Annotated in this window: 23 protein-coding genes; 5 read left to right on the top strand and 18 right to left on the bottom strand. The window is 67.8% G+C overall.

Annotated elements, in window-relative coordinates; all coding sequences use genetic code 11:
- The first annotated feature begins 415 nt into the window (after positions 1 to 415).
- The 3 genes from ACYVBS_RS06440 to ACYVBS_RS06450 all read left to right on the top strand — a co-directional run bounded on the left by ACYVBS_RS06440 (position 416) and on the right by ACYVBS_RS06450 (position 1,810).
- On the top strand, positions 416 to 841 hold the full coding sequence (locus tag ACYVBS_RS06440; protein WP_460822558.1) for a PspC domain-containing protein: 426 nt from the start codon (positions 416 to 418) through the stop codon (positions 839 to 841).
- A 193-nt stretch (positions 842 to 1,034) separates the two neighbouring features.
- Positions 1,035 to 1,466 carry a nuclear transport factor 2 family protein gene (locus ACYVBS_RS06445; protein WP_460822559.1) on the top strand — a complete coding sequence of 144 codons (432 nt, stop codon included), beginning with the start codon at positions 1,035 to 1,037 and terminating at the stop codon, positions 1,464 to 1,466.
- Entirely contained in the window at positions 1,463 to 1,810 is a 348-nt protein-coding gene (locus tag ACYVBS_RS06450; RefSeq protein WP_460822561.1) for a hypothetical protein, read from the top strand. The genes ACYVBS_RS06445 and ACYVBS_RS06450 overlap by 4 nt, the downstream gene beginning before the upstream one ends.
- A 121-nt stretch (positions 1,811 to 1,931) precedes the next feature.
- Here the strand turns inward: ACYVBS_RS06450 and tkt are convergent, their stop codons facing one another.
- The 13 genes from tkt to ACYVBS_RS06515 all read right to left on the bottom strand — a co-directional run bounded on the left by tkt (position 1,932) and on the right by ACYVBS_RS06515 (position 17,732).
- Entirely contained in the window at positions 1,932 to 3,920 is a 1,989-nt protein-coding gene (gene tkt, locus ACYVBS_RS06455; RefSeq protein WP_460822562.1) for a transketolase, read from the bottom strand.
- Positions 3,921 to 4,149: 229 nt separating this feature from the next.
- Positions 4,150 to 5,451, bottom strand: coding sequence for a dicarboxylate/amino acid:cation symporter (locus tag ACYVBS_RS06460; protein ID WP_460822564.1), 1,302 nt, complete (start codon positions 5,449 to 5,451; stop codon positions 4,150 to 4,152).
- A gap of 53 nt (positions 5,452 to 5,504) precedes the next feature.
- Entirely contained in the window at positions 5,505 to 7,199 is a 1,695-nt protein-coding gene (locus ACYVBS_RS06465) for a BatD family protein (protein ID WP_460822565.1), read from the bottom strand.
- 26 nt (positions 7,200 to 7,225) lie between these two features.
- Positions 7,226 to 9,007 carry a VWA domain-containing protein gene (locus tag ACYVBS_RS06470; protein WP_460822630.1) on the bottom strand — a complete coding sequence of 594 codons (1,782 nt, stop codon included), beginning with the start codon at positions 9,005 to 9,007 and terminating at the stop codon, positions 7,226 to 7,228.
- A gap of 2 nt (positions 9,008 to 9,009) precedes the next feature.
- Entirely contained in the window at positions 9,010 to 10,029 is a 1,020-nt protein-coding gene (locus ACYVBS_RS06475; RefSeq protein WP_460822566.1) for a vWA domain-containing protein, read from the bottom strand.
- Positions 10,026 to 10,484, bottom strand: a complete 459-nt coding sequence (locus tag ACYVBS_RS06480) for a DUF4381 family protein (protein WP_460822568.1) — start codon at positions 10,482 to 10,484, stop codon at positions 10,026 to 10,028. The genes ACYVBS_RS06475 and ACYVBS_RS06480 overlap by 4 nt, the downstream gene beginning before the upstream one ends.
- Positions 10,481 to 11,443: a DUF58 domain-containing protein gene (locus ACYVBS_RS06485; RefSeq protein WP_460822631.1), complete on the bottom strand. Its 963-nt coding sequence runs from the start codon at positions 11,441 to 11,443 to the stop codon at positions 10,481 to 10,483. The genes ACYVBS_RS06480 and ACYVBS_RS06485 overlap by 4 nt, the downstream gene beginning before the upstream one ends.
- A 31-nt stretch (positions 11,444 to 11,474) precedes the next feature.
- Complete coding sequence (locus ACYVBS_RS06490) at positions 11,475 to 12,470, bottom strand: AAA family ATPase (protein WP_460822569.1); 996 nt, start codon at positions 12,468 to 12,470, stop codon at positions 11,475 to 11,477.
- 206 nt (positions 12,471 to 12,676) lie between these two features.
- Positions 12,677 to 14,701, bottom strand: a complete 2,025-nt coding sequence (locus tag ACYVBS_RS06495; protein WP_460822571.1) for a type IV pilus secretin PilQ — start codon at positions 14,699 to 14,701, stop codon at positions 12,677 to 12,679.
- A gap of 17 nt (positions 14,702 to 14,718) precedes the next feature.
- Positions 14,719 to 15,213: a pilus assembly protein PilP gene (locus tag ACYVBS_RS06500; protein WP_460822632.1), complete on the bottom strand. Its 495-nt coding sequence runs from the start codon at positions 15,211 to 15,213 to the stop codon at positions 14,719 to 14,721.
- A 61-nt stretch (positions 15,214 to 15,274) separates the two neighbouring features.
- A complete protein-coding gene (locus ACYVBS_RS06505) occupies positions 15,275 to 15,952 on the bottom strand; it encodes a type IV pilus inner membrane component PilO (protein ID WP_460822573.1) in 678 nt (225 codons plus the stop codon).
- The gene (locus ACYVBS_RS06510; RefSeq protein WP_460822574.1) at positions 15,949 to 16,674 is read right to left on the bottom strand and encodes a PilN domain-containing protein; all 726 of its coding nucleotides are present in this window, start codon (positions 16,672 to 16,674) and stop codon (positions 15,949 to 15,951) included. Before ACYVBS_RS06510 ends, ACYVBS_RS06505 begins: the two co-directional genes overlap by 4 nt.
- The gene (locus ACYVBS_RS06515; RefSeq protein WP_460822576.1) at positions 16,674 to 17,732 is read right to left on the bottom strand and encodes a pilus assembly protein PilM; all 1,059 of its coding nucleotides are present in this window, start codon (positions 17,730 to 17,732) and stop codon (positions 16,674 to 16,676) included. Before ACYVBS_RS06515 ends, ACYVBS_RS06510 begins: the two co-directional genes overlap by 1 nt.
- Positions 17,733 to 17,953: 221 nt before the next feature.
- On the opposite strand from ACYVBS_RS06515, the gene ACYVBS_RS06520 reads away from it, so the two are divergent.
- Together ACYVBS_RS06520 and ACYVBS_RS06525 are read left to right on the top strand one after the other, a co-directional pair.
- A complete protein-coding gene (locus ACYVBS_RS06520) occupies positions 17,954 to 20,455 on the top strand; it encodes a penicillin-binding protein 1A (RefSeq protein ID WP_460822577.1) in 2,502 nt (833 codons plus the stop codon).
- An 80-nt stretch (positions 20,456 to 20,535) separates the two neighbouring features.
- The gene (locus tag ACYVBS_RS06525) at positions 20,536 to 21,183 is read left to right on the top strand and encodes a hypothetical protein (RefSeq protein WP_460822579.1); all 648 of its coding nucleotides are present in this window, start codon (positions 20,536 to 20,538) and stop codon (positions 21,181 to 21,183) included.
- Between the two features lie 86 nt (positions 21,184 to 21,269).
- Here the strand turns inward: ACYVBS_RS06525 and ACYVBS_RS06530 are convergent, their stop codons facing one another.
- The 5 genes from ACYVBS_RS06530 to recG all read right to left on the bottom strand — a co-directional run bounded on the left by ACYVBS_RS06530 (position 21,270) and on the right by recG (position 26,956).
- Entirely contained in the window at positions 21,270 to 21,878 is a 609-nt protein-coding gene (locus ACYVBS_RS06530; protein WP_460822580.1) for a hypothetical protein, read from the bottom strand.
- Positions 21,879 to 21,883: 5 nt separating this feature from the next.
- Entirely contained in the window at positions 21,884 to 23,185 is a 1,302-nt protein-coding gene (locus ACYVBS_RS06535) for a citrate synthase (RefSeq protein ID WP_460822582.1), read from the bottom strand.
- A gap of 253 nt (positions 23,186 to 23,438) precedes the next feature.
- Complete coding sequence (locus tag ACYVBS_RS06540) at positions 23,439 to 23,681, bottom strand: type B 50S ribosomal protein L31 (RefSeq protein ID WP_460822584.1); 243 nt, start codon at positions 23,679 to 23,681, stop codon at positions 23,439 to 23,441.
- Positions 23,682 to 23,753: 72 nt separating this feature from the next.
- A complete protein-coding gene (locus ACYVBS_RS06545) occupies positions 23,754 to 24,689 on the bottom strand; it encodes a nucleoside hydrolase (protein WP_460822586.1) in 936 nt (311 codons plus the stop codon).
- A gap of 134 nt (positions 24,690 to 24,823) precedes the next feature.
- Positions 24,824 to 26,956, bottom strand: a complete 2,133-nt coding sequence (recG, locus tag ACYVBS_RS06550) for an ATP-dependent DNA helicase RecG (RefSeq protein ID WP_460822633.1) — start codon at positions 26,954 to 26,956, stop codon at positions 24,824 to 24,826.
- Positions 26,957 to 26,964 lie beyond the last annotated feature (8 nt).

A 26,964-nucleotide genomic window follows, 5' to 3' on the forward strand; every position in this document is an offset into this window, starting at 1 on the left:
CCCCGTCAGTCATGGCGCAGCGCGGCGATGGGATCCAGGCGAGCGGCCTGCCGTGCCCGGTCGCCGGAGCCCAGCGCGCCAATCTGGTGCTGCTGGACGCCAACCCGCTACAGAACATCTCCGCTCCGCGCCGCATCTACGCCGTGGTGCTGGCCGGCCGCATGCACGACCGCACCGCGCTGGACGCGATGTTGGCGCAGGTGCGCGCGAAGGTGGTGCAGCAAAAAGCTGCGACCGCGCAGCCCTCAATCCACGGCATACGGCGGCGCCGCGCAGCGCGCCGCGATGGCATACCGCACGTGGCATCGCGGCGGCATTGGTCCCCCTGTCTTTCGACACTGTGCGACGTCGACTGCGCTAACCGACGATGCGTCCATAGGGCCACCCCCCAACGGCCCCCCGATGAGACGCCCCCATGGACTGGAACCTGAAAGCCCTGCGGAAATCCGCCACCGACCGCCAGCTGGATGGCATCTGCGGCGGCCTGGGCGAACACACGCCCGTCCCGAGCTGGATGTGGCGCGTGCTGTTCGTCGCACTGTGTTTTGCGGGCGGTGCCGGCGCGGTTGCCTACCTGATCTTCGCCCTGCTGATGCCCAAGGCCGGCAGCGCGGGTGCGCCCGCCGCCGACGCCTGGGACCTGCAGGCCATCAAGCGCGCTACCACCGACGTGCAGGTGGCCGGCGTGTGCGCCGGCTTGGCCGAGCACAGCCCGGTGCCCGCTTGGCTGTGGCGCGGCGCGTTCATCGGCCTGGCCCTGGCCGGCGGCGCCGGCATCATCGCCTACGTGTTGCTATGGATGTTCGTCCCCGCCGGCCACAAGGCCATCTCTCACGTGTGATTCCCCCTTGCGCCCGCCGTCCGGTCCATGGGTTCCCCTGACCTCACCACCGGACGAGCGGGCGCGATTCTTTTCGGGGCGTCGAACCTCACCGCAAACCGCTAAAAGTTTGTCGCAGGCCCCGCAGACAGTGGCTGGATCAGTATCGTCCAATGCCAGTCTGTACTCGATCACGCGCCCATCTGGAGAAACGATGTCCACGCTTGCCCTGTTGCTTGCCGCCGCTGCGGCAACCGCCAATCCAATCCCGGCCGATGCCGCCACCTTGGCCGCGATCGAGGCGACATGCCACGACTATGTGGATGGTCAGTTGGAAGCCGATCCCGAACGCGTCGCGCGTGCGCTGCATCCTGATCTGGCCAAGCGCATGGTGATTGGCGACACGCCCTACGAGCGACTGGGCCTGCGCCGGATGTCGAAAGACGAGTTGGTCGGTCTCACGCGCCAAGGGGTGATCAGAACGCCCCGCGAACAGTGGAACCGGACGTGCCGCGTGCTGGACGTCACCGGCAACGCCGCATCGGTGCGGCTGGAGACGCCGTGGTTCGTCGACTACTTCCACATGGGCAAGTTCGGCGAGCGTTGGATCATCGTCAACGCGCTCTGGTACAGCAAGCCCAGGTGATCGCCGCGCCGGGCGTGCCCCGCGATGTAATGGAGCACGTATGCGTCGAATTTCAATGGCGCGACGGCTCCGACGAGCTGGACCTGTTCGCCGCCTGCAGGCGGCCGACCCATTGGTCGCGCGCCGCTCGACTGCCTGCACCGATCAATGGCACGGGCATGGACTTCACCCCGGCTTTCAGCGGCGATGGTCATGCGCTGAACTTCGTCAGCCTGCGTGCCGACAACTCCGCCATGGATCCTGGCAGCGTGCTGAACGGGCAATCAAACCCTACGCCGCACCCGCAATGCTCGTCGACACCGCACTGCGCGAGGCAGGATGCGGCGCTTGAAGCAGCAACTTGAAGGGCCATATGGATCCGCGCACCCTCGACCGTCTCGCTGATCGCAATGGATTCGCGTGCGGCGGTGCGCAAACAAGAACGGGGCCCTGAGGCCCCGTTCCTTTTACCTCACAGCCAATGGATCAAAGCGCCTTCGCCGCCTCGACCACCTTTTCCACGGTGAAGCCGTATTCCTCGAACAGCTTCTCCGCCGGTGCGCTGGCGCCGAACTCGTCGACACCGATCACGGCGCCATCCAGGCCCACGTACTTGCGCCAGAAATCGCTGACACCGGCTTCGATGGCCACGCGCTTGCGGCAGGCCTTGGGCAGCACCGCTTCGCGGTAGGCCGCGTCCTGACGGTCGAACACGTCGGTCGACGGCATCGACACCACGCGGACCTTGTCGCCCAGCTGCTCGGCGGCCTGCGTGGCCAGGCCCACTTCCGAACCGGTGGCAATCAGGATGATCTCCGGCGCGCCGACGCTGTCCTTCAGCACATAACCGCCACGCGCGATGTCCGCCACCTGCTGCGCGCTGCGCGGCTGGTGGGCCAGGTTCTGGCGCGAGAAGATCAGGCAGCTCGGGCCGTCAGCACGCACGATCGCGGCCTTCCACGACACGGCGGACTCCACCGCATCGCACGGACGCCAGACGTCGTTATGCGGGATGTAGCGCAGGCTGGCCAGGTGCTCGACCGGCTGGTGCGTCGGGCCGTCCTCGCCCAGGCCGATCGAATCGTGCGTGTAGACGTGGATCGCCTGCGCGCGCATCAGCGCGCTCATGCGCACGGCATTGCGCGCGTAGTCGCTGAACACCAGGAACGTGGCGTCGTACGGCACGAAGCCGCCATGCAGGCTCAGGCCGTTGCTGATCGCGGTCATCGCGAACTCGCGCACGCCGAAGTAGATGTAGTTGGCGTTGGGGTCGTCGGTGGCGACCGACTTGCTGCCCTTCCACAGGGTCAGGTTGGAGTGCGCCAGGTCGGCCGAGCCGCCGACCAGTTCCGGCAGCAGCGGCGCGAAGGCCTCAATTGCCATCTGTGAGGCCTTGCGCGAGGCCACGACCGGGCCTTCGGCCTGCAGCTTGGCAATGTAGGCGTCGGCATCGGCGATGAAGCCTTCCGGCAGCTCGGCGTGCGAGCGGCGCACCAACTCGGCGGCCTGCTCCGGGTACTGCGCGGCGTAGGTGTCGAACAGGCGGTTCCACTGATCCTCGCGCACGAGGCCAGCGTTGCCGGCGCGCCAGCCATCGGCGATGGCCTGCGGAATCTCGAACGGACCGTGTTCCCAGCCCAGCGCGGCGCGGGTTGCGACCACTTCGTCCTTGCCCAACGGCGCGCCGTGGCTGGATTCCTTGCCCGCCTTGGCCGGCGAGCCAAAGCCGATCGTGGTGCGGCAGCAGATCAGGGTCGGCTTGTCGGTGGATTTCAGCGCGGTCTCGATCGCGGTCTTGATCTCGACGGCGTCATGGCCATCGACGCCGCGGATCACGTTCCAGCCGTAGGCCTCGAAGCGTGCCGGGGTGTTGTCGGTGAACCAGCCATCGGTGTTGCCGTCGATGGAGATCTTGTTGTCGTCCCAGAACGCGACCAGCTTGTGCAGGCCCCACGTACCGGCCAGCGACGCGGCCTCGTGCGAGATGCCTTCCATCAGGCAACCGTCGCCCATGAACACCCAGGTGCGGTGGTCGACGATTTCCAGTTCCGGGCGGTTGAAGCGCTGCGCCAGCAGCTTTTCGGCCAGCGCCATGCCCACGGCATTGGCGAAGCCCTGGCCCAGCGGGCCGGTGGTGGTCTCCACGCCCGGGGTGTGGGTGTTCTCGGGGTGGCCGGCGGTCTTGCTGCCCCACTGGCGGAAGTTCTTCAACTCATCGAGCGGCAAGTCGTAGCCCGACAGGTGCAGCAGCGCGTACTGCAGCATCGAGCCGTGGCCGTTGGACAGCACGAAGCGGTCGCGGTTGAACCACTTGGGGTTGTTGGGGTTGTGGCTGTAGTAATCGTTCCACAGCACCTCGGCGATGTCGGCCATGCCCATCGGCATGCCGGGGTGGCCGGAGTTGGCGGCCTGTACGGCGTCGATGGCAAGGAAACGGATGGCGTTGGCGAGGTCGCGGCGGCTGGGCGTCGTCATGGGGCGGCGTGGGCGTCTGGGAGGCGGAAGGAGGCGCGGCCGGGCCTGGACGGGCGGGCCGGACCCCTATTGTCCCATCCCCGGGGGGCTGTGTCGCCCTTGGCGCCATTCAGCTTCGGCGAATCAACGTCCTACGAGCCGCCGCCAAGGTGAAAAGGGCTTCGGGCCTCGGGGGCGTTGCGGAAAAGCGCGCCATGGGTGCCCGAAACCCGACCCACAACCTCAAGCCCTAGGCCGGCGAATCCGCTTCCCCGCGCGACACCACGGCCGCCGCGGCCAGGTCGCCGGTGACGTTCAGCGTCGTCCGGCACATGTCCAGGAACCGGTCCACGCCCAGGATCAGGCCAATGCCTTCCGGCGGCACGCCCACCATCCCGCAGATCAGCGCCACCACCGGCAGCGAGCCCGCCGGCACACCCGCGGTGCCGATGCCGCCGAGGATGCACACGAACATCACCGTCACCTGCTGCGAGAGCGACAGGTCCACCCCGAAGAACTGCGCCAGGAACAGCACCGTCACGCCCTCGAAGAGCGCCGTGCCGTTCTGATTGGCGGTCGCGCCCACGGTCAGCACGAAGCGCGACACGCGCTTGGGCAAGCCCAGGTCCTCCTCGGCCACGCGCAACGCGGTCGGCAGCGTGGCATTGCTCGACGCGGTCGAGAAGGCCATCACCATCGCCTCCTGCGACCCGCGGAAGAATTTCACCGGCGAGTAATTGCCGACGAACTTCAGCGCCAGCGAATAGGTCACGAACATGTGCAGCGCCAGCGCCAGCACCACCACGCCCACGTAAGCACCCAAGCGCGCCAGCAGGTCCCAGCCGAACAGTGCGGCGAGGTTGAACATGAAGCAGAACACCGCGTAGGGCGCCAGCTTGATCACCATGCCGATCAGCGTCATCGACACTTCGAACAGCCCCTCGATGCCGCGCTTGAGCGTGTCGGCCGCCTCGCTGCGCGTCGCGACCAGGCCAATGCCGAGCATCAAGGCGAAGAACATCACCGCGAGGATCGCGTTGTTGGAAGCGGCGGCCACCACGTTGTCGGGGACGATCGACAGCAGCATGTCCATGCCCTTGGGCTGCTCCGCGCTGCTGCTGATGATCGACTGCGCGCGTTCGGAGCCTTCGGCCAGCATCTGCTGCGCGGCGGCCCGGTCCACCCCCGCGCCCGGCTGCAGCCAGTTGACCAGCACCAGCCCGATCAGCACCGCGATGGCCGATACCACGATGGTGTAGGCCAGCGTGCGCCAGCCCACGCGCCCCAGCGCGCGGATGTCGCCCATCTCGGCGATGCCCACCACCAGTGCCGAAAACAGCAAGGGGATCACCAGCATGAAGATCAGGCGCAGGAACAGCGTGCCCGCCGGCTGGGTTACGTGGCTGGTCAGCCACTGCACCCAGCCCGTATCCGCGCCTGCGCCGTAGTGCACGAACATGCCCAGCAACAGGCCGGAAAAAAACCCGATGGCCATCTTCCAGTGCAAGGGCATCTTGGGCTTGCCCTGGGCAGTGGCACGGGCTTCAGTCATGGTCGGCGTTCCCTTTGTAATCCTCGGAGCTTACCAAACCCGCCTGGGGCGCCTTACCGCTCGGGGTAGAGGGGCGGCAGCAGCACCTGTTCGCGCGTGTTCGCTGGATGCCGCCACTTCGCCCCTTTCGCAAACGCCTCGCGCAATGCCGCACGGGCCGCACGGCCATCGCCGTCGGACCAGCGCGCGCGTTGCAGCAGATCGACCGCTTCCCGCTGGTGCGGATCGGCGAGCAAGTCGCAAACCGCATCCATGCCCGTACAAGGCACAGGCGCCTGCGCCAGCAAGGCATCGGCCACATCCGTCAAACTGCCGGTATCGAGCGCCCGGCGCAGCATCCCGGGATCATTCGCGAGCCCGGACAACGGCGGCGCTCGCGTCAGCGCGCCAGCGTCAACGGGTGCGACCGGCGCCGCCCGGCCGCGTCGATGGCCCAACCACCACATCAGCGTCACCAGCCACAACACGGCAAAGACGACCGTGGCCAGTATCCAGGGCGTACGAAGATCCATGACGTTTTTCGATTGCTCGCTAGCCGAAGGGGGGACGGAGGCGGCTTGCGCGGCGGCCGCGTTTGCGCGCCCGGACGCATTTGCCCCAGGTGTACCCAGGGCGCGGAGTGCCAGCGCCGGCAGGCCCGCCACCTGCGCCCGGCCCAACCCGACATCCCACCAGGACACCCGCACGGCGGGGACACTGATCTCGCCCTCGCGCGTCGGCACCAGGGAAAAGCGCCGGACCTGCCTCACCCGCGGGCGCCCACCCACCAAGGACTCGTCGGTCTTTACCGGGTCGGCAAATACCCGGGCACCGTCAACGGGAGGCAACCGAATGTCGGGCATCTGCGCGGCCGTCGCGCCGTCCGCGGTGATCTCAACCACCAGATCGCTCGCCGTGCCCAGCTGCAGCGTCGCCGGCGTCGCGCGGTACCGCATCGTCAGGGTGTGCAGCGGCAACCAGGGTTGGGGCGCGTTTTCGGGCGGTGCTTTGACTTGCAGGAATCGCGGGCGTGCCTGCGCGGCCAACGCGCCCCCACGGTCGCCGAACAGGTCGTCGAAAAATCCGCCGGCGCCCCGGCCCTCGAAGGTCGCCGCAGGCATCGTCAGCGTGCCGCTGCGCTCGGGCACCAACTGGAAGCGGCGTTCCACCACCACGTAGCGCCGCCCCCCCATGTCGCGCGTGTACTGCGCATCCGTGCCCACGCGCTGCAACGTCGCGTTTTCCGGTGCAGGCTGGTCCAGCTGGCCGGACACCAGCGGCACCGCGGAATACAACCGCACGACCCAGCCGACGGCCTGTTGCACGTAGGGCGATTCGTCATCGGCGTCGCTTTCGATGAATACATCGTCCCCGGCGCGCGCAGGCACCGGCGACCCGTTCGGCCCGGCGATCACGACCAGCGCCATGGGCTCCGTCCGCATGTTTCCAACCGCGAGCGCCGGCACCGTCAGCGTCCCGCTGCGTCGCGGACGCAGGACCACGCCAAAGGAGGCGCGAACCGTCGCTCGCCCGTTTCGCATCTCGAACTCGCGGCGGCTGGTGTTGCCGCTGATCTCGAAGTCGCGCTGCAACGGCGAGAAGTCAGGCGTGGCCGACCCTGGGGCCGTCGCCTCCACGTTCAGCGTGACCGTTTCGCCCGGTCCGATCCTGTCGCGGTCCAGCCATGCGCGTGCCTGGGCGGAGGCTTCGGCAGCGAAGCCGGAGCAGAGCAACGCCACGCACAGCATTGCCCACAGGGTCACGCGCACGCTGGACCGCACGTCGTCCAACGACCTCATGGCGACGCTCCTCCCTGCTGTAGACGACGTTGGTGTTCCAGGCTGAACTTCTCGCGAAGCAATCCGCCCGGATCATCGGGCACGCGTCGCAACCAGGCCTCATTCGCGATTCGGCGCTCGCGCGCTTGCGCGGTTTCCGTGCGTGCTGCCGTGGATTGCGATGCCCGGGCATCACCCCGCTCCGACCCGCGCGTGGGCATCGCCTGCGCCATGCGCGCGCGCTGCGCGGCGTCCGCCTGCGCCTGCCGCGCCGCATCCGCCGGTTTCGCGCTTGGCGCAGGCGCAGTGGCGTCCCCGGAGGCAGGACGTTGCCCTGCAGGAGGCTCCGTCGTGGCTGCTTCCGAAGGACGTGCCGCGCCACCGTCGCCGCTTGCTTGACGGCCGCCCTGGTGGCCATCCGGTGGACCGGACGCATTGCCACTCGCCTCGCCTGTGCCGTCGCGGCCCTGGCCACCGGCGGTCGAGTCCTTCGAGCCACTTTGCCCGGACGATGGTCGCCCTCCTTGCGGACCTGACGTCGACGGGCGCTTCATCGCTGCCTCCACCGCGCGACGGTTGGCAATGGCGTCCGCCATGCCCGGCGCACGCTCCAAGGCCCGGTCGTACGCCTGGATCGCCTCCCGATAGCGTCCCGCCTTCGCCAGGGCGTTGCCCCGGTTGTAGTGTCCATCGGCGCTGTCCACTTGCGCGAAGCCCTTGGCAGCCCCCTCGTAGTCGCCTTGGCGGTAGCGCTGCGTTGCGGCCGCCATGGTCGCGTGTTGGACCTGGTCCTCACGGCGCCACCAGTCGGCCGCCTGCGCCTTGCCCAACGGCAAGCCCACGGCGACGAACAGCGCGGCCATCGCCACCCCGCGCCGGAACAGCGGCAGCACCAGGAGCATGACTACCGGCAACAGCCAATAGCCCTCGTCCTTCCAACGCCGCGCGCGGCGCTCGGTGTCATCCGACTGCGCCGGGCCACGCGCCACCAGTATCCCGAGGTCGCGCAGGTCGGCATCGTCCAGGCTGATGCGTCGGTAGCGGCCACCGCCTGCCGCGGCCAACCGTCGGAGCGACGCCTCATCGAAACCAGACGACGCGGCATCACCCGCGGCAGCGCCGACGCCCAGGGCGGACACGCGGATGCCCGTCGCCGCGGCGGTCGCCGCCGCCGCAATGTCGCTGTCAGTCGCATGGTCGGCCATCACCAGAATGTCGCCACGCGCGTGTCCACCCTGCCTCAGCAGGCGGGTCGACCATGCGATTGCCCGGTCGAGGCGCTGGCCATCCTCCGGCATCACGTCCGGCGCCAAGGCGTCCAGAAGCACAGCCACATTGTTCGCGTCGTCAGTGAGGGGCGCCACGGTGAAGGCATCCCCGGCATAGGCCACCAGGCCGACCTGCCCCCCCTGGCGCAGCTTCAGCAATTCGCCCAATTTGCCCCGCGCCTGCGCCAGTCGCGACGGCGGCAGGTCGCGCTGCAGGGTTGCCGTCGACAGATCCATCGCCACCACCAACGGAGACTGTTGGCGCCACACGGGCTGTTCCGCAAGCCGCCAGCTGGGCCCTGTGAGCGCCAGCACGGCCAACACATAGGCCGCGCCGCCCCACCACCAGCCCCGCCGTCGAGCCGGAGTCTCTGCCGTGGCCAACAGGTGCGGCATCAGCTGGGCATCCACCACGCCCCGCCAAAGGTCAGGGGCGCGCGCGCGCCTAACCGCTACCCACAGCCACAACGGCAGCAGCGTCAGTGCCCACAACCATCCCGGGCGCAGGAGATGCAGCCCACCCATGTCCATGGTCAATGCCCTCTCCGTCGCGAACGCAGGAAGGCCAAAAACGCAAGCAGCAGCGCGGCGCCGAGCGGCCACGGGTAGCGCTCCACGCGCGGACGCATGGCCTCGCCCGGCCGCGCGACAGGTTCGATGCGATTGATTTCCGCGTAGATGCCCGCCAGCTCCACCGCATCCCGCGCCCGGAAGAATCGGCCCCCAGTGCTTGCCGCGATGTCGCCCAGACTCTTTTCGTCAATCTCGTTACCGCCGCCCGGTACCGGCAACTGGAACCCGAACAACGACACGACGCCTTCGCCGCCGAGCGCAATGGTATGCACGCGGACGCCTGCATCCCGGGCCAGCTCCGCCGCTTTCGCGGGTTGCAGCACGCCGGCCGTGTTCACCCCGTCCGTCAGCAGCACCAGCACGCGCTGGCCCTCGGTCTGCCGGCTCAGCCGTTTGACGGCCAGTCCAATGGCATCGCCCACCGCCGTTTCCTGTCCCGCCAAGCCCACCACTGCGTCCTGCAGTTGCTCGCGCAGGGTCTGGTGGTCCAGCGTCAGCGGGGTCAGCACGTAGGCGCTTCGCCCAAACACCAGCAGGCCGACCCGATCACCGTCGCGGCGAGCCAGAAAGTCTGCGATGACAGCCTTCGCAGCGGTGAGTCGATCCACGCGCTGACCGCCCAGTTCCATGTCTGGCTCGCTCATGCTGCCGGACACGTCCAACGCCAGCATCAGGTCGCGGCCGGCATGGGGCGGCTGCACCATGTCCCCGAGCTGTTGCGGTCGCGCGGCGGCGACGCAGAGCAGCACCCAGGCCGACCACGCTAGGGCTCCTGCCGCTAGCAACGGCCGCTTGCTGCCCACCGCGGTCGCTGCACGTTCCAGGCGCGCCCCGAAAGGCACGCGCAGCGCGGAGCCTGGCAAGGGCGCAGGTCGCGCCCACGCGGCGATCAACATCGGCAATGGGATGGCCAGCAGTAGCCACGGCCACGCCACGGAAAAGTCGCGCCATTGCGCGGCATGCGACAGCCAGTCGGTCATCGTGCCGTCATCCATGCGATGAAGCGCATGCGGGCGATGCGCCGCAATGCCGCGACATCCTCCGCCGGCACATCGGGGCGAAACGCCCCATCCAGCAGCAAGCGTCCCTGCGGGCTATCGAACTCCGGTCGTGCCAGCCCCGTGTTGAGCAGGGCCAGCCACGCCTCGCCTTCCAGGCGGTCGGCGCGTGCGTCGTGGCGCCGGGCGGCGCGACGCAACAGTTCCGACATCACCGCCACGTCCTGTGGCGACGTTGCCGCACTTGGGACCGCCTCGTCGAACAGGGCCACAATGCGCGCGTGCCGTCGGCGGCGTGCGTGCCGGCGCCACCCCAGGGCCAGCGCGGCGAGCAACACCGCCAGCGCCACCAGCCACCACCCGGGCGCAGGCGGCCACCAAGGCGGCGGAGCCGGCATGTGAACGTCGCGCAGGACGAGCGGGGCATTCATGCTCATGCGCCCACGCTCCGCGGCCGCCCCAGTAGCGGCAGCCAGGTGTCGCTGGGCGCATCCGTGGACAATGCCTGGACGCGAACCCCGCGGGCAGGCAATGTCGCCAGCGCGGCGCGCACCGGTTCGACAAACGCCGCCTGCCATTGCCTGCGCTGGGCCGGGCTGGCGAGGTCCAGTTCAACCCGCGCGTCGCCGGTCATGAACGGCAACGCGCTCATGGGAGGCTGCATCTCAAGCGGATCGGTCAGGAGCAGCACGATGACTTCGTGGTGCTGGCTGAGCGCCGGCCATTGGGCTTCGGGAACGCTACGGATGCTGGCGGGGTCGGCCAGCACCACCAGCCGAGACCCCGGTCGCGCAAGCCGGCGCGCGTGGTCCAACGCTACCGGCAACCCAAGGTCATCCGGGGGCGGAGCGCTGTACCAGCGCACGAGCGCGTCGAGCGTACGCAGCGCGCCTCGTGTGCCGGCGGCAGGGGCCACCGGCGCCTCGTGTTGCGTGCCCCGCACGGCGCAGATGCGATCACCCTCCTCCGCAGCCGCCCAGGCCGCCAGTGCGCCCGCGCGCGCGGCCTGTACCGACTTGAAGCGGACGCGCGTCCCGAAGTACAGACTGGCGGCGGTGTCGGCCACGACAATCGTCAACCGCTCGCGCTCGGCCTGGAACAATTTCGTATGCGCACGGCCCGTGCGCGCCGTCAGCCGCCAGTCGATGTGGCGCGCATCGTCGCCGGCAACGTACCCACGTGATTCCGCGTATTCCATGCCACGGCCGCGCAGCGGAGACAGCGCGGGGCCCGTCACGCCGAATCGTCCTTGGCGTGCACGCCGACGGCCTTTTGCGACGGCCCTCAGCGCAGCGAGTTCCTGCAGCGTAGGGACGACGCCGTCTTCTCCGTCGCGCGCTTCCGCGCCGTGCTCGGGTGCGGCGCTGCGTCGGCGCACCTTCGCCAGACGTCCCATCAATGGCAAGCGGATGCCCACGGCGTCGACCTCAAGGCAGCGGCACCAACCGCAACAACTCGGCGACCAGCCGGTCGCCATCCCATCCCTCGGCGGTCGCCTCGTAGGACGGCAAGACCCGGTGACGCAGCACGTCGGGCGCGATCGCTCGCACGTCATCGGGCGTGACGAAGTCGCGTCCGGCCAGCCATGCATGGGCACGGGCGCAGCGCTCCAGTGCGATGGAGCCACGCGGACTGGCGCCCCAGCCGATTCGTCGGCCCAGTTGCGGGTCGTATCGCCCCGCATCCCGCGACGCGAGTACCAGTTCGATCACGTAGCGCTCCACCGCCGGTGCGAGGTGCAGCTCCAGGACGCGCGCGCGCGCCTCGAACACCTGCTGCTGCGATATGCGTGCCAGCAGCTCGGTGGCATCGTGCGCAATCGCCTGGCGGGCCTGCTCACGCGCCAGCCGCAGGATTTCCGATTCGGCCTCGATCCGCGGATAACCGATCCGCACATGCATCAGAAACCGGTCCAACTGCGCTTCGGGCAGCGGAAACGTGCCTTCCTGTTCGATCGGGTTCTGCGTGGCCATGACCATGAACAGCGGCGGCAAGGCATAGGTATGCCGTCCGACCGTCACCTGCCGCTCGCCCATCGCCTCGAGCAGTGCCGATTGCACCTTGGCCGGCGCGCGGTTGATTTCGTCGGCCAGCAGGATCGAGTGGAAAATCGGTCCCGGCTGGAATTCGAACCGGCCCTCTTGCGGCCGCCACACCTCGGTACCCGTCAGATCGGCCGGCAACAGATCCGGCGTGAACTGCACGCGGGCGAAGTCCGCTTCCAGGCGTCCGGCAAGCGCGCGGATGGCCGTGGTCTTGGCCAGGCCCGGAGCGCCTTCGACCAGCAGGTGACCGTCGGCCAACAGCGCAACCAGCAGCCGATCGACCAGCGCGGCTTGGCCGATGATCCTGCGACCGAGGTCATCACGTAGCGCCAAAAAGACCTCGTGCAGTTGCGCTGCCTGGGTGTCCGCTGCGTCCATTGCCATTCCATGCCGGGTTTGCCTGGATTTTGACCTATTGGCGGCGGCAAGGTTCACCGGAGCCTTCACCGGTTCAGCTGACCGCCACGCTTTGCGGCGAAGCAGGAATCTTCGTCGTGACTCTCTGGCGAGGAGACAGCACTGCAGGCCCGAAAGACAAAGGGCCCCCAACCGGGAGCCCCTTGCAGATCTGACTGCCAGATGCCTTAGCGCTGCGAGACGCGCAACACCTTCGGCGTGACGAAGATCAGCAGCTCAGCCTTTTCCTTGGAGCGTCCCTTCTTCTTGAACAGGTTGCCCAGGAACGGGACGTCGCCCAGGAACGGCACCTTGGTCACGTCGTTGCGGTCGCGGAACTCGTACACGCCGCCGATCACCACGGTCTGGCCGTCCTCGACCAGCACGGCGGTATTGACGGCGCGCTTGCTGATCTGCGGCACGTCACCGATGGAGGTATTGATGAAACCGTCGATCTCGTCCTTCTTGACGTCCATGTTCAGGAACACGCGGCCGTCGTTGGTGATGGTCGGCACGACCTTCATCTCCAACAGCACGTCCTTGAACTGCACGTTCGGAATCGGAATCGAATTGCCACCCTGCTGCGGGGAAATCGTCACGTAGCCGACTTCCTGGCCTTGGCTGATCACCGCCTCACGCTGGTTCGAGGTCACGATACGCGGATTGGAGATCACCTCGCCGCGGCCCTCCTGCTGCATGGCCGACAGTTCGACGTCCAGCAGGTAACCCGCGTTGAGGATCGACAGTGCCACCGCACCCGCCGGATTGGTCAGGCCCAGGTTGGTCATCAGGCCACGTGTGATCGAGGCAGCCTGTAGCACGGGCGCCACCGGTGCGGCACCCTGGCCACCACCCGCCAGCCAAGCCGCATAGGCCGCGTTGTAGGTATTGATCGCCGTCTGGTTGGCACGGTCGGTGTCATAAACCGACGTACGCGTCCGGGTGTTCGCTTCCAGGTCGCCGCTGTAATAGACGTTGTCGGTGTTGCCGCTCAAGCCGAACTTGGCACCGAGGTCGCGCGAGAAACTCTCCGTGGCGATTACCACGCGCGCCTCGATCACGACCTGGTCGACCGGACGGTCGATCACCCGGACCAGCTCGCGCATCTGCGCGACCTTTTTCGGGATGTCGCTGATCATCAGCGTGTTGGTGCGCTCGTCGGCCACCATGCGACCACGTGGCGACATGAAACCGCTGTCCTGGTTGGCGCCTTGGCCACCGGAACCACCGCTACCGCCAGCGCCGCCGACGCCCTTGGCCTCGGACAGCGCTTTGAAGATCTGCGTGGCGTTGTGGTAGTTGATCTGGATGTACTCGGTCACCGTGTCGACGCGGTTGTCGAGCGCGATGCGGGCGTCTTCCTTGTCCTGCTCGTACTTGGCGATTTCAGCCTGCGGCGCGACCCACACCACGTTGCCACTGCGACGCTTGTCCAGCCCCTTGGCCTGCAGGACGATGTCCAGCGCCTGGTCCCACGGCACGTTGATCAGTCGCAGGGTCACGTTGCCCTGCACCGTGTCCGAGGCCACGATGTTGAGACCGGACTCCTCGGCGATCAGCTGCAGCACCGTGCGCACCGGCACGTCCTGGAAGTTGAACGTCACCGGCTTGCCGCCATACGTCTTGGCGGTCGGTGCGGTGCTGGTGGCGCCCACCGCGCGCGAACCCGCGGCCTTGGCGGAAGCGACCGCCTTTGGCATGACCTCGACGATGTACTCGTTCCCGGTCTGGTAGGCCATGGAATCGAAGCCCCCCTGGGTGTCCAGCACCAACCGCGTGCCGCCACCGGCGGTACGGGCATCGATGCGCTGCACGGGCGTGGCGAAATCGGTCACGTTGAGCGGACGCTGCAACGCGGCCGGTAACTGGGCGTTGCCGACATCGATCACGATCTTCTGACCCTGGTTTTTCAGGTCCGGTGCGGCGCCGTTGCCGTCGAACTTGATCACCAGGCGACCTGAGCCGCCATCACCGCGCTTGAAGTCGATGTTGGACACGTTCACCGTGCCCGCCACCTGCTTGGCGGGGTCCACGGCGGTCGTACCGCCATTGGCCAGCGACACTGGCGCGGCAACGGCAGGCGACGCCGTGGGTGCCCCGGCATGGGCCGCGCTCAATGCCGCGACCACGCCGATCGCGAGGCCGATGCCCCCCGTGCGGAGGATCAACGGACGCCGGTCGGACCGGGAGCGGTTGGCGTTGAAATCGGTCATCTTCCTATCCCCCAGAATCATTGATCTTCCAACGCGACCGTGGCCGGACGTTCCAGCCAACCACCCGCGCCATCCGGCACCAGTTCCACAAGCTCGATGCGGTCCTCGAACACGCCGGTCACGCGACCGTCGCTCTGCCCCATGTAGGCACCGGGCTGCACACGATAGGTCACCTTGTCCGGCGCCATCACCAGCGCCACCAGTCCCGCGCCACGGCCCAGCGTCCCGACCATGTCGAGGCTGTCCAGCGGGAACTGCTCCAGGACCTGTTTGCGACGCGAAGCATCCGGTCGCGGCCCGCTACCGCCACCGTCGTCGGTGAAGGCGGTACTGAACGGGTCACGCAGGGTTTGTGCCGCATACTCGAAGGTTTCGAATTGCTGCATTACCGGCAGCGGGTCCAGCGGCGGCGCTGGACGCGCCTTCACTTCAGCGACCCAGGTTTCCAGGTTGGGCGCGTCGCCCGGCGTGCTGGTCACGCCGCGCGCGCAGCCGCCAAGCAGACCCAGCATCGCGATCGCCAATGCATGCCGCGCCAAGGGCGACAGGCCACGAACAGTCATTTCAGCCATCTCAGCCCCCCCCCTGGCCCGGCGCCGGAGCGGCAGCAGCGCCTTGCTGCGCCGCCTCTTCCGCTTCGTCGAGGTAACGATACGTCTTCACCGTGCCCGCCAGCTCCAGCGGGCTGTTCGGCGTGATCGCGCCGTCCTTGCCCTGGCTGGCGCGCGGGCGCAGTGCGATGTCATGCATCGTCATGATCACGACGCGCGGCAACGAGGCCACGCCGCTGACGAAACCGCCGAACTGGTGGTAGGTGCCCACCATGCGCAAGGCGATCGGCTTCTCGGCGTAGAACTCCTTGGGCTGTTCCGGTCCGGGCTGGAACAGTTCGTTGGTGATGCCCGTCGCCAGCGCTGTCTGGGAGATGTCGACGATCAGGTCGGGCATCTCGGTCTTGCTCGGCAACTGGCGCAGCATCTGCTGCAGCTGCTGCTCCATCTGCGCCAACTGCTGCTTCAGCGGCTCAAGGTTGGCCGCGCGCCCCTGCTTGGTCTCGAATTCCGACCGCAGATCGGCCTCCTGGCGCTCCAGCCCCTGCAACTCGGTGCGCTTGTCGGCGACGAACAGGTACCAGGCCAGGCCCACGATGATCGCGGCCACGATGACGCAGAAGCCAATCTTGGCCTGCCGCGGCCAAGCGCCCATGTTGTTGAAATCGAGTTCCTTCAGTGAAACCTTCTTCTGGCTCACGACGAGGCTCCTGTGGCGGGCGCTGCAGTAGTCGGTGGCGGTGCGGGCGTCGTCGACGCAGGCGCAGCAGGCGGGGTCGGCGTTGCCGGGGCCGTGCCCGCAGGTGCCGTACCTTCAGCCGCGGGAGCGGGTGCCGCCGGCGCGTCAGGCACGCCATCGCCGTCCTCATCCTTCGGCGCGTTCGGATTCGCCAGCTTGACCTGCAGGCTGAACATGTACGGCAGGCCCTTGTCGGTACCCTTCGCCTCGATGATCGACAGTTCGGGGTTGGTCATCCAACCCGAGCTTTCGAGGTTCCGCAGGTAGGTGGACACGCGCGCGTTGGACTGCGAGCGACCCTCCAGCGTGAGCATCTCGGCATCCTGCTTGATCGAGGTCAGGATCACGCCATCGGGAATGGTGCGCACCAGCGAATCAAACAGGTGCACCATCTGCGAGCGGTTGGCCTGCAGTTGCTCGATGACTTCCTTGCGAGCCAGCAGCTTGGCCTTCTTCTTGTCCAGTTCCTCGATCTCGACGATCTGCTTGTCGACCTCGGTAATGCGGTCGCGCAGGAACTGGTTGCGCTCGTTCTGGCCGCTGATCTGGCTGCTGTAGAAGCTGATGATGAGGAACGACAGCAGCACCGCGCCCAGGGCCGACAGCCCGAGCATGGTGGCGAATTCCTTCTGCCGCTGCTTGCGGCGCTCGGCGCGCCAGGGGAGCAGGTTGATCCGTGCCATCAGTCGAAGCTCCTCAGTGCCAGGCCGCAGGCGATCATCAGCGCCGGGGCGTCCTGCGCCAGTGCGTGAGCCTGCACGCGCGGACCCAGCGTCATCTGCGCCAGCGGATTGGCGACCGCGGTCGGCACGCCCAGTTGCTCCTCCACCATCTGGGCAATGCCCTGGATGGAAGCGCCGCCACCGGCGATGACGATCTGGTCGACACGGTTGAACTCGCTGCCGGCATAGAAGAACTGCAGCAGGCGGCTGATCTGCTGGACCATGGCCTCCTTGAAGGGCTCCAGCACCTCGGTTTCGTAACTTTCGGGCAAGCCGCCCTGGCGCTTGGCCAGGCCCGCCTCCTCGTAGCTGAGGCCGTACCGGCGCATCACTTCGTCGGTGAGCTGCTTGCCACCGAACACCTGCTCACGGCTGTAGATGGTGCGGCCGTTGCGCAGCACGTTCAGCGTGGTCATGGTCGCGCCCGAGTCGATCAGCGCCACCAGGCCGTCACGCGGCGTCTTCAGCTGGTCGGCGATCAGGGCGAAGGCGTTCTCGATCGCGAAGGCCTCGACGTCCATGACCTTGGGGGTCAGGCCGCCCAGTTCCAGCGCGGAGGATCGCACCTCGACGTTCTCGGCGCGGGAAGCCGCGAGCAGCACCTGCACCGATTCAGGGTTGTTGGGCATCGGCCCGAGCACCTCGAAGTCGAGGTTCACTTCCTCGATCGGGTACGGCACGTAGTTCACCGCCTCCAGCTCCACCTGGGACTCGAGGTCGTCCTCGTCCAGATCGGCCGGCATCGGGATGATCTTGGTGATGACCGACGAGCCGGCCACCGCCGCCGCCGCGAACTTGGCGCGGGTGCCCGAGCGCGCCACGGCACGCTTGATGGCGTCACCCACTGCCTCGACCTCGACGATGTTCTTCTCGACCACTGCGTTGGGCGGCAGCGGCTCCACCGCATAGTGCTCCACCCGGTAGCGGTTGCCCGACCGGGACAGCTGCAACAGCTTTACTGCCGTCGAACTGATATCCACGCCGACCAGGGCCGGCTGGCTTTTCGTGATGACGCCCACAATATTCTCCCCTTGCCACAAGCGCTTGCGCGCACTTTGTGTGGCCGCGTCTTAAATAACGGACTTTCCCCCGGCTGGCAACCACTTCTTGTCAGAAACTGACGAGCCGATTCCGTCTTTCCCCCTCAACGGCAATTGGAACCGTGACCGGACGCCTAGGTCCGACCCCTACCTCATCTATACTCCTCCGCCAATACACCCGCAATCGGACCGCCCCCCAGATGCCCCCATTCCGCCGCCTGTTCCGCTGGGCGTTGGCCGCCGCTGCCGGCCTGTTTCTGCTGGGCCTGGTCGCCCTTGGCGTCCTGTATTACCTGATCGTGCCCAACCTCCCGGACGTGGAAACCCTGCGCGACGTGGAGATGCAGGAACCGATGTACGTCTATTCGCGGGACGGCAAGCTCATGGCCCTGTTCGGCGAGACGCGCCGCTACCCGGTCAAGATCGAACAGGTCCCCGCGCGGCTGAAGCAGGCCTTCATTGCGATCGAGGATGCGCGGTTCTACCAGCACCATGGCGTGGACTACAAAGGCACCGCCCGCGCGGTGTGGCTGTTGGCTACCACTGACGGCAAGCGGGTGCCGGGCGGCTCCACGATCACCCAGCAGGTGGCGCGCCAGTTCTATCTCAGCTCCGAGGTCAGCTACACCCGCAAGCTGACCGAAATGGTGCTGGCGATGCGCATGGAGCGCGAACTGAGCAAGGACGAGATCTTCGAGCTGTACCTCAACAAGAGCTTCTTCGGCAACCGCGCCTACGGCGTGGCGGCGGCGGCCGAGTTCTACTACGGCAAGAAGCTGGCCGACCTGTCGCTGGACGAGATGGCCTCGCTCGCGGGTATTCCGAAGTTCCCGTCCAGCGGCAATCCGCTGAGCAACCCCGAGCGCGCCAAGGAGCGCCGGGATTACATCCTGTCGCGGATGGCCGAGTTGAAATTCGTGCCGCGGGCCGAGGCCGAGGCCGCCAAGGCCGTGCCGATGCATGCCTCGCCGCATGAGCGCCCGGTGGAAGTGGAAGCGCCGTACATTGCCGAGATGGTGCGCCAAGCCATGGTGGACAAGTTCGGTGCCGAGGCGCTGACCAAGGGCTACCACGTCACCACCACCATTGACCCGACCCTGCAGACGGCGGCCGACAAGGCGCTGCGCGATGGCCTGCATACCTACGACGTGCGCCACGGCTGGCACGGCGTGGAGAAGCACATCGACCTCGCCGCGGGCGAGAGCGCCCCCGAGGCCCGCAGCCACCTGCGCGGCATCAGCCGGCAGGCCGCGCTGCGGCCGGCCCTGGTGCTTGCCACGGCGGAGCGTGCCGCCACGGTGGTGCTGGCCGATGGCACCACCGTTGAACTGGGTCCCGATCAGGGCTGGGGCGGTCGCAACCCCGCCAGCCTGGTCAAGCGCGGCGACATCGTGCGCGTGACCCGGATCGAGCCCCCCGCCGATGCAAAGCCCGGTACCGCGACGCCGCCCCGCTACCGCCTCGCGCAGGTGCCGCGGGCACAGGCCACCCTGGTGTCTCTGGACGCCGACACCGGTGCCCTGCGCGCGCTGTCCGGCGGTTACAGCTATGCCGGCAACAAGTTCAACCGCGCTACGCAGGCGCGCCGCCAGCCCGGCTCCAGCTTCAAGCCGTTCGTCTACGCCGCTGCCATGGAGCGCGGGTTCAATCCCGCCTCGATCGTGCTGGACGCTCCGGTGGTGTTCAAAGACCGCCGTGGCCATGTGTGGCGCCCGCAAAACGACACCGGCAACTTCGCGGGTCCGATGCGGCTGCGCGAGGCCATGGTGCAGTCGCGCAACCTGGTCTCGGTGCGCATGCTGGACGCGATCGGCGTGGATTACGCGCGCAAGTACATCAGCCATTTCGGCTTCCCCGAGTCGGACCTGCCGCCCAACCTCTCGATGTCGCTGGGCACGGCTTCGTTGACCCCGATCTCCGTGGCGCAGGGCTATGCCGCCTTTGCCAACGGCGGCTTCCGCGTCACGCCTTGGTTCATTGACGAGGTCAAGGACCGTGACGGCGCCGTTGTGTTCAAGGAAACGCCTGCGGTGGCCTGTCGCACCTGCGCGGCGGGTGCCACCACCGTGACCGCAGCCCCGGCCTCTACCACCGTGGTCGACGGCTTCGACCTGGGCCCGTCGGGCGGCACCCCCGCCGCGAGCCAGCCAGCGGCGAAGCCCGAGGCCAAGCCGGCCCCGGCGGCGGCCCCGCTGGACCTGAGCAAATTGACGCTGGCACCGCGTGCCATCGACAACCGCATCGCCTACCAGATCGTGTCGATGCTGCGCGACGTGGTCCTGCGCGGCACCGGCACCGCCGCCAAGGCGTTGGGCCGCGAGGACGTGGGCGGCAAGACCGGCTCCACCAACGACCACCGTGACGCCTGGTTCTCGGGCTTCGGGGGGCCGCTGGTGACGACCGTATGGGTCGGCCGGGACAACTTCCAGTCCCTGGGCTACCGTGAGTACGGCGGCAAGGCGGCGCTGCCGATCTGGATCGATTACATGCGCGTCGCCCTGAAGGACCAGCCGATCCGTCCCAACGATCCGCCCGATGGCATGGTGCAGGTGTCCGTCGGCCCGGGTGGCCGCCTGATCCCGGCCGCCGGCGGTATTGTTGAATGGGTCAAGGCGGAAGATCTGGAGCGCATGGACACCTACGTCGACTACGGACCGGAAGAAGCAGAAGCCCCGACAGAAGAGTCATTTGACATCTTCTGACGTGTGCTAGGGTTTGAAGGCCGGCCCCTGTGGCCGGCCGCGGCGGTTTCCGCCTGCGTCGTGCCGCCGCGGAGGTTCCTGTGCGCCACGCCCACCTGCACATGCAGACCCGCACCCGCGAGCGCCGCCATCGGCTGGCGCACGAGGCCGCCCGCCTGATGGCCGAGGGGGGCATCCGCGACTTCCACCAGGCCAAGCTCAAGGCGGCGGCCCGGCTCGGCATCCATGACGATGCGTCGCTGCCTCGCAACCGCGAGATCGAGGAGGCGCTGCGCGAGTACCAGCGCCTGTTCCAGCCCGGCAACCTCGAAGCCATCCGCCAGCGTCGCGAGGCGGCGTTGCGGGCCATGGCCTTCTTCGCTGGGTTCGACCCACGCCTGGTCGGCCCGGTGCTGGAAGGCACCGCCGACACCCGCAGCCCGGTCGCCCTGCACCTGCATGACGACGACCCGGACGCAGTGCCGCGCTTCCTGGACCAGCACGGCATTCCCGCCGAGGCGCGCAGCCGTCACCTGCGCCTGGATCGCGAACGTGAAGGCGATTTCCCCGTGTGGGTGTTCAGCGCCGAGGACCTCGCGTTCGACGTGACGGTGCTACCCCGCACCGTGCTGCGCCAGGCGCCGCTGTCGAGCCTGGACGAGAAACCGATGCGGCGCGCCTCGGCCGCGCAACTCCAGCAGTTGCTGGTAGACGAGGACATCAGCGGCTTTGAACAGGCGCGGGACTGATCCGGCGCCTTGGCCTTTCTGGCGCGAACGCGAAAGGGCCAACGGGGATACCCGCCCCAGCGCTCGGCCGTCGACCGATCAGCGGGCTACGCCAGTCGGTGCTTGCCGCGCCGGTGCCTGGCGTAACCAAACACGTTGAGCTCGATCACGACGAAGGCCAACAACCACAGCAACGCGTCCCAGGCATCCAGCCAGGCATGCAATGGCTCAGGCCCCGTGGCGCCTTCGATGGCCCACGCCAGCAGGAAGCCGACCAGGGCCGTGTAGAGCACGATCGCGCACACGCGGCGCATGCGATGCAACCGCATCGCGTCTGGCGGCAATCGCACTTCCAGCTCCAGCAGGGCCACCACGCCCAGCCACACCATCTCGTTGGCGAAATCCAGCCACTCGCCTTCCGTGGCGTAGCCAATGCAAGCGCCTAGCACGGCCAGCGCCGCGACAGCGCGCACGCCATGCAGCGCAGGACGCCAACGCGGCGGCAGCGACCATCCGCCCGTCTCCCACTCGAACAGCATCAGCAGGATCAGCCAGGCCGCGGTGTCGACCAGTTCGGTCAGCCGCCCGTACAGCGCATACAGCACCACGTCGCCGGCCAGCAGCGCATACATCAGCCACTTGAAAACGACGAAGCCGCGGCGAGGCCGCGGCTCCATCATCGCGTCGGCGCGTGCGCCGGCCAGCGTTTGCGCCATGCGGATCAGCGCTGGTCGATGTCCACGTAATCGCGCACCGGCGAACCGGTGTAGATCTGGCGCGGACGGCCGATGCGGGCTTCCGGATCGGTCTGCTGCTCCAGCCAGTGGCTGACCCAGCCGGCGGTGCGGGCGATGGCGAACATGACCGTGAACATCTCGGTCGGGATGCCCAGCGCCTTGTAGATGATGCCGGAGTAGAAGTCGACGTTCGGGTAGAGCTTGCGCTGCACGAAGTACTCGTCCTTCAGCGCGGCCTCCTCGAGCTTCATCGCGACCTCGAGCAGCGGGTCGTTGATGCCCAGTTCGCCCAGCACCTTGTGGGTCATCTCGCGGATGATCTTGGCGCGCGGGTCGAAGTTCTTGTAGACGCGGTGGCCGAAGCCCATCAGGCGGAAGCCCGACTCCTTGTCCTTGGCCTTGGCGATCGCCGAACCGACGTTCTCCGGACGGCCAATCTCTTCCAGCATCTTGAGCACGGCTTCGTTGGCACCGCCGTGGGCAGGTCCCCACAGCGCAGCCACGCCGGCCGCCACGCTGACGTACGGGTTGGCACCGGTCGAACCGACCAGGCGCACGGTCGAGGTCGAGGCGTTCTGCTCGTGGTCGGCGTGCAGGATGAACAGCAGGTCCATGGCCTTGGCGGCCATCGGGCTGAGCTCCAGCGGCTCGGACGGCACTTCCTTCATCATGTGCAGGAAGCGCGTGGTGTACTCGAGGTTGTTCTTCGGGTAGCGGATCGGCCAGCCGATCGAATAGCGGTAGCAGGCGGCGGCGATCGTCGGCACCTTGGCCAGCAGGCGGATCGCGGCCAGGCGGCGCTGCTCCGGATCCTCGAGGTCGAGGTCGTTGTGGTAGAAGCTCGCCAGCGAACCGAGCATGCCGGTGAGCATGGCCATCGGATGCGCGTCGTGGCGGAAGCCGTACAGGAACGTGCGGAAGGCCTCGTGCATCATCGTGTGATGCGTGACCTCATGCTCGAACGAGGCGAACTGGTCCTTGTTCGGCAGTTCGCCGTGCATCAGCAGGTAGGCGACCTCGAGGAAGCTCGAATGCTCGGCCAGTTGCTCGATCGGGTAGCCGCGGTACAGCAGTACGCCGGCGTCGCCATCGATGTAGGTGATGGCCGACTTGCAGCTGGCGGTGGCGCCGAAGCCCGGGTCATAGGTGAAGCACCCGGTTTCCTTCGTCAGCTTGGCGATGTCGATGCAGGGCGCGCCCAGGGTCGGGTGCTGCACGGGCAGGACGACGCTCTTATCGCCAGCGGCAAGGGTGACCTGGGTCAGGCCAGACTTGGAATCGGACACGAAGCACTCCTCGGTCTGCGTACGGCGGAAAACCACGGTACGTAAGGGGGAAGGGAGCAGGTCGACCCGGCGGCGGATGCCCAGCCGGCCCGGACTTGCGATCAAGAATTATCGCACACTGCCCCTGAGTCGGGACTCTGACTTTAGTCAGGCGGCGGCGCTTCCATTCCATTCGCGGCGCGCACTGGGCGTATGGCCGGAAATGCAAACGGCCGCCCGGAGGCGGCCGTCTGGCATCGCAAAGCGGAGGCGATTACTTGCCGTAGCGCTTGCGGAACTTGTCCACGCGACCGCTGGTATCCACGATCTTGTGCTTGCCCGTGTAGAACGGGTGCGAGGCCGACGAAATATCGACCTTGATCAGCGGGTACTCATTGCCGTCTTCCCACTTGACCGACTCCTTGGAGCCGAGCGTCGAGCGGGTGAGGAACTGGTAATCAGTGGTGACGTCCTGGAAGACGACTTCGCGGTAATCGGGATGAATGCCGGCCTTCATGGCTCACACCAGTAGCTAAACAGGAAAGAGCGGCATTGTAGCCAGCTTCGCGACCGCGGGCAACCCCTACCCTCACCCGGCCGCGAGCGCGGCGCGGATCAGGCCCTGGAAACGGGTCTGGTCATACCGCAGCAGCACCCGGGCGTTGTCCGGGCGCCCGGTCTGGCGGTTCCAGTCCACCACCGTGGCGCCGCGGGTGTGCCGACCTTCGAGTTCCACTACCACCGGACGTTCGACCATCTCGGTGGCACCCTCGGGCTGCAGCGCGAACGCCATCGCCAGCGCATCGGCCGAATGCCAGTAGGCGCCCCGGCGATCAGCCGACCATTCGCGGGTCTTGCGCGAGATGGCGTCGTAGAATCGCGCGCGCGGCGCATCGACCCGCAGCCACTCCAGCACGTCGTCATGCAACAGACCGTGGGCGATGGTCGCCTCCCAGTCGGCCAGGTCGAGATGCGGGAATGCACCGAACACGACGTGCGCCGCTTCCGGATCGAAGGCGATGTTGAACTCGGCAGCCGGCGTGATGTTGCCGTGCGCGGTGACCGCGCCCCCCATCACCACCAGGCGTGCCACGCGTTGCGGCAGCGTCGGGTCCAGGCGCAGGGCGAGTGCGATGTTGGTCAACGGACCCAGCGCGACCAGCAACAGGCGGCCGGCATGCTCGTGCGACGCGCGCAGGATGGCCAGCGCGGCATGCTCGGCTTGCGCCTGCGTGGTGGCGGGCACGTAGCCGATGTCGCCAAAGCCGTCCTGGCCGTGCACGTGGGCGGCATCTTCGGCGTCATGCACCAGCGGCGAGGCACAGCCGGCGAACACCGGCACGTCCATGCCCGCGACCTCGCACAACTTGAGCGCATTGGCGACGGTGTGCCGCAGCCCCACGTTGCCCGCGGCGATGGTGAGGCCGACCACGCGGTGGCGCGTGTCGTTGAATGCCATCAGCAGGGCCAGCGCGTCGTCCACGCCGGGATCGGTATCGATGAGCAGCGGAATCGTGTCGGTCATTTTTGGATTATGCGCGTTTCGATCGACCGTGCCGCCGATCGCGGCCGCATCCGCAGCACCTTTCCGGCGTTAAGCGGTGGTCGGCGTTGGCAGGTCGCTGCGCGCCACGGGTCCGCCTCACTGCCGACTTACCACTACGCGGACGCGTAACGCGCCGCCCCGCCGATCCAGCGGGTGACGATGCGCTCGGCAGTGTCCGGCGCCTCGACCAGCAACCGCTCACCCAGGTGCTGCACGCGCGGCAGCAGGTCCGCGTCGCGCGCGAGGTCCGCGACGCGGAAGGCCGCCAGCCCCGTCTGGCGGGTACCGAGGATTTCGCCAGGGCCGCGCAGCTCCAGGTCCTTTTCTGCGATCACGAAGCCGTCGTTGGTTTCGCGCATGGTTTCCAGGCGTTGCCGAGCCAGCTGGGAGAGCGGCGGCTGGTACAACAGCACGCAGCTGGACACGGCGCTGCCGCGCCCCACCCGACCACGCAACTGGTGCAGCTGCGCCAGCCCCAGCCGCTCCGCATTCTCGATGATCATCAGCGAGGCGTTGGGCACGTCCACGCCCACCTCGATCACGGTCGTGGCCACCAGCAGGTCAATGTCTCCCTGCTTGAAGGCCTGCATGGCCGCCTGTTTGTCGGCCGCTTTCATGCGGCCGTGGACCAGTCCGACGCGCAGGTCGGGCAGCTGCCGGCCCAGTTCTTCGTAAGTCGACTGCGCGGCCTGCGCGACGACTTCGTCACTGTCATCGATCAGCGTGCACACCCAATAGGCCTGCCGCCCCTCGGCGCACGCCTTGCGGATGCGATCGACGAGCTCGGGCCGGCGCTCCGCGCCCAGGGCCACGGTCTGCACCGGGGTACGACCGGGTGGTAGTTCGTCGATGGCCGACACGTCCAGGTCGGCATACGCGGCCATCGCCAGCGTGCGCGGAATAGGCGTGGCGGTCATCACCAGCTGGTGCGGCACGACCTCGATGCGGTCGCGGTCCCCCTGCGCCAAAACGCCCGCCCCCTTGTCGCGCAGCGCCAGCCGCTGGTGCACGCCGAAACGGTGTTGCTCGTCGACGATGGCCAGGGCCAGGTCGTGGAAGGACACGCCTTCCTGCATCAAGGCATGGGTGCCGACCACCACTTGCGCCTCGCCCGACGCCACCGCCGCGAGTGCCTGTGTACGCGCGCGGCCGGTCACCTTGCCGGCCAGCCAAGCGACCCGGACCCCCAGCGGCTCCAGCCAGCCGCGCAGGTTGTGCAGATGCTGTTCGGCCAGCAGTTCCGTGGGGGCCATCAGCGCAGCCTGTCGACCAGCGGCCACCGCCATCATCGCCGCCATCGCGGCCACCACGGTCTTGCCGGACCCCACGTCACCCTGGACCAGGCGAAGCATCGGCGAAGGCCGCGCGAGGTCATTGCGCACCTGTTCAAACACGCGCTGCTGCGCGCCGGTCAGGGCAAAGGGCAGTGACATCCGCAGACGCTCGGCCAGCGACGTATCGCGCAGCACCACGGCGGCATGCGCCTGCTGGGCAATGCGCTGGCGCCGCAGGCTGAGGTGATGCGCCAGCAATTCCTCCAGCGCCAGGCGCCGCTGCGCCGGATGCGTGCCGGCCAGCAGGGCGCGCACATCCGCGTCCGGCGGGGGGCGGTGCATGGTCAGCAGGGCCTCGCGCAACGTGGGCAACTGCCACTCACGGCGCAAGGGCTCGGGCAACAGCTCCAGGGCATCCGCCGCGGGCAGGCGATCCAGCGCCAGCCCGATCAGACGGCGCAAGGTGGCCGGGCCAATGCCCTCGATGGCGGAATACACCGGATCCAGCGAGTCGCCCAGCGCCTCATCGGCCTCGCTGACGATGCGATAGCTGGGGTGGACGATTTCCAGCCCGTGCTGGCCCGGACGCGGCGTGCCGTAGCAGCGCACACGAACACCGGCGCGGAATTGCGCGACCTGCGCCGCGCGAAAATGAAAGAAGCGAAGCACCAGGGTGCCGCGCGACTCGTCGCTGAGTGCCACCCGCAACATCGGACGGAAACGGAAGCCGCGATCCACGGCCTCCACCTGCCCTTCCACCTGGGCGGCCACACCCGGCTGGAGCGCCGCGATGGGCGTCAGTTGGGTGCGGTCCTCATACTGCCGCGGCAGTTGCAGCCACAAATCCTGCAGCGACAGCAGGCCGCGAGCCGCGAGCTTCTCGGCCACCTTCGGCCCACAACCGGGCAACGCGGTGAGCGGCGTTTCGCCAACCGCCGCCAAGGCGGGCGCGGGTCGCTGCGCGCGCGCCATCAGGCGAT

Source organism: Lysobacter olei, assembly GCF_054777355.1.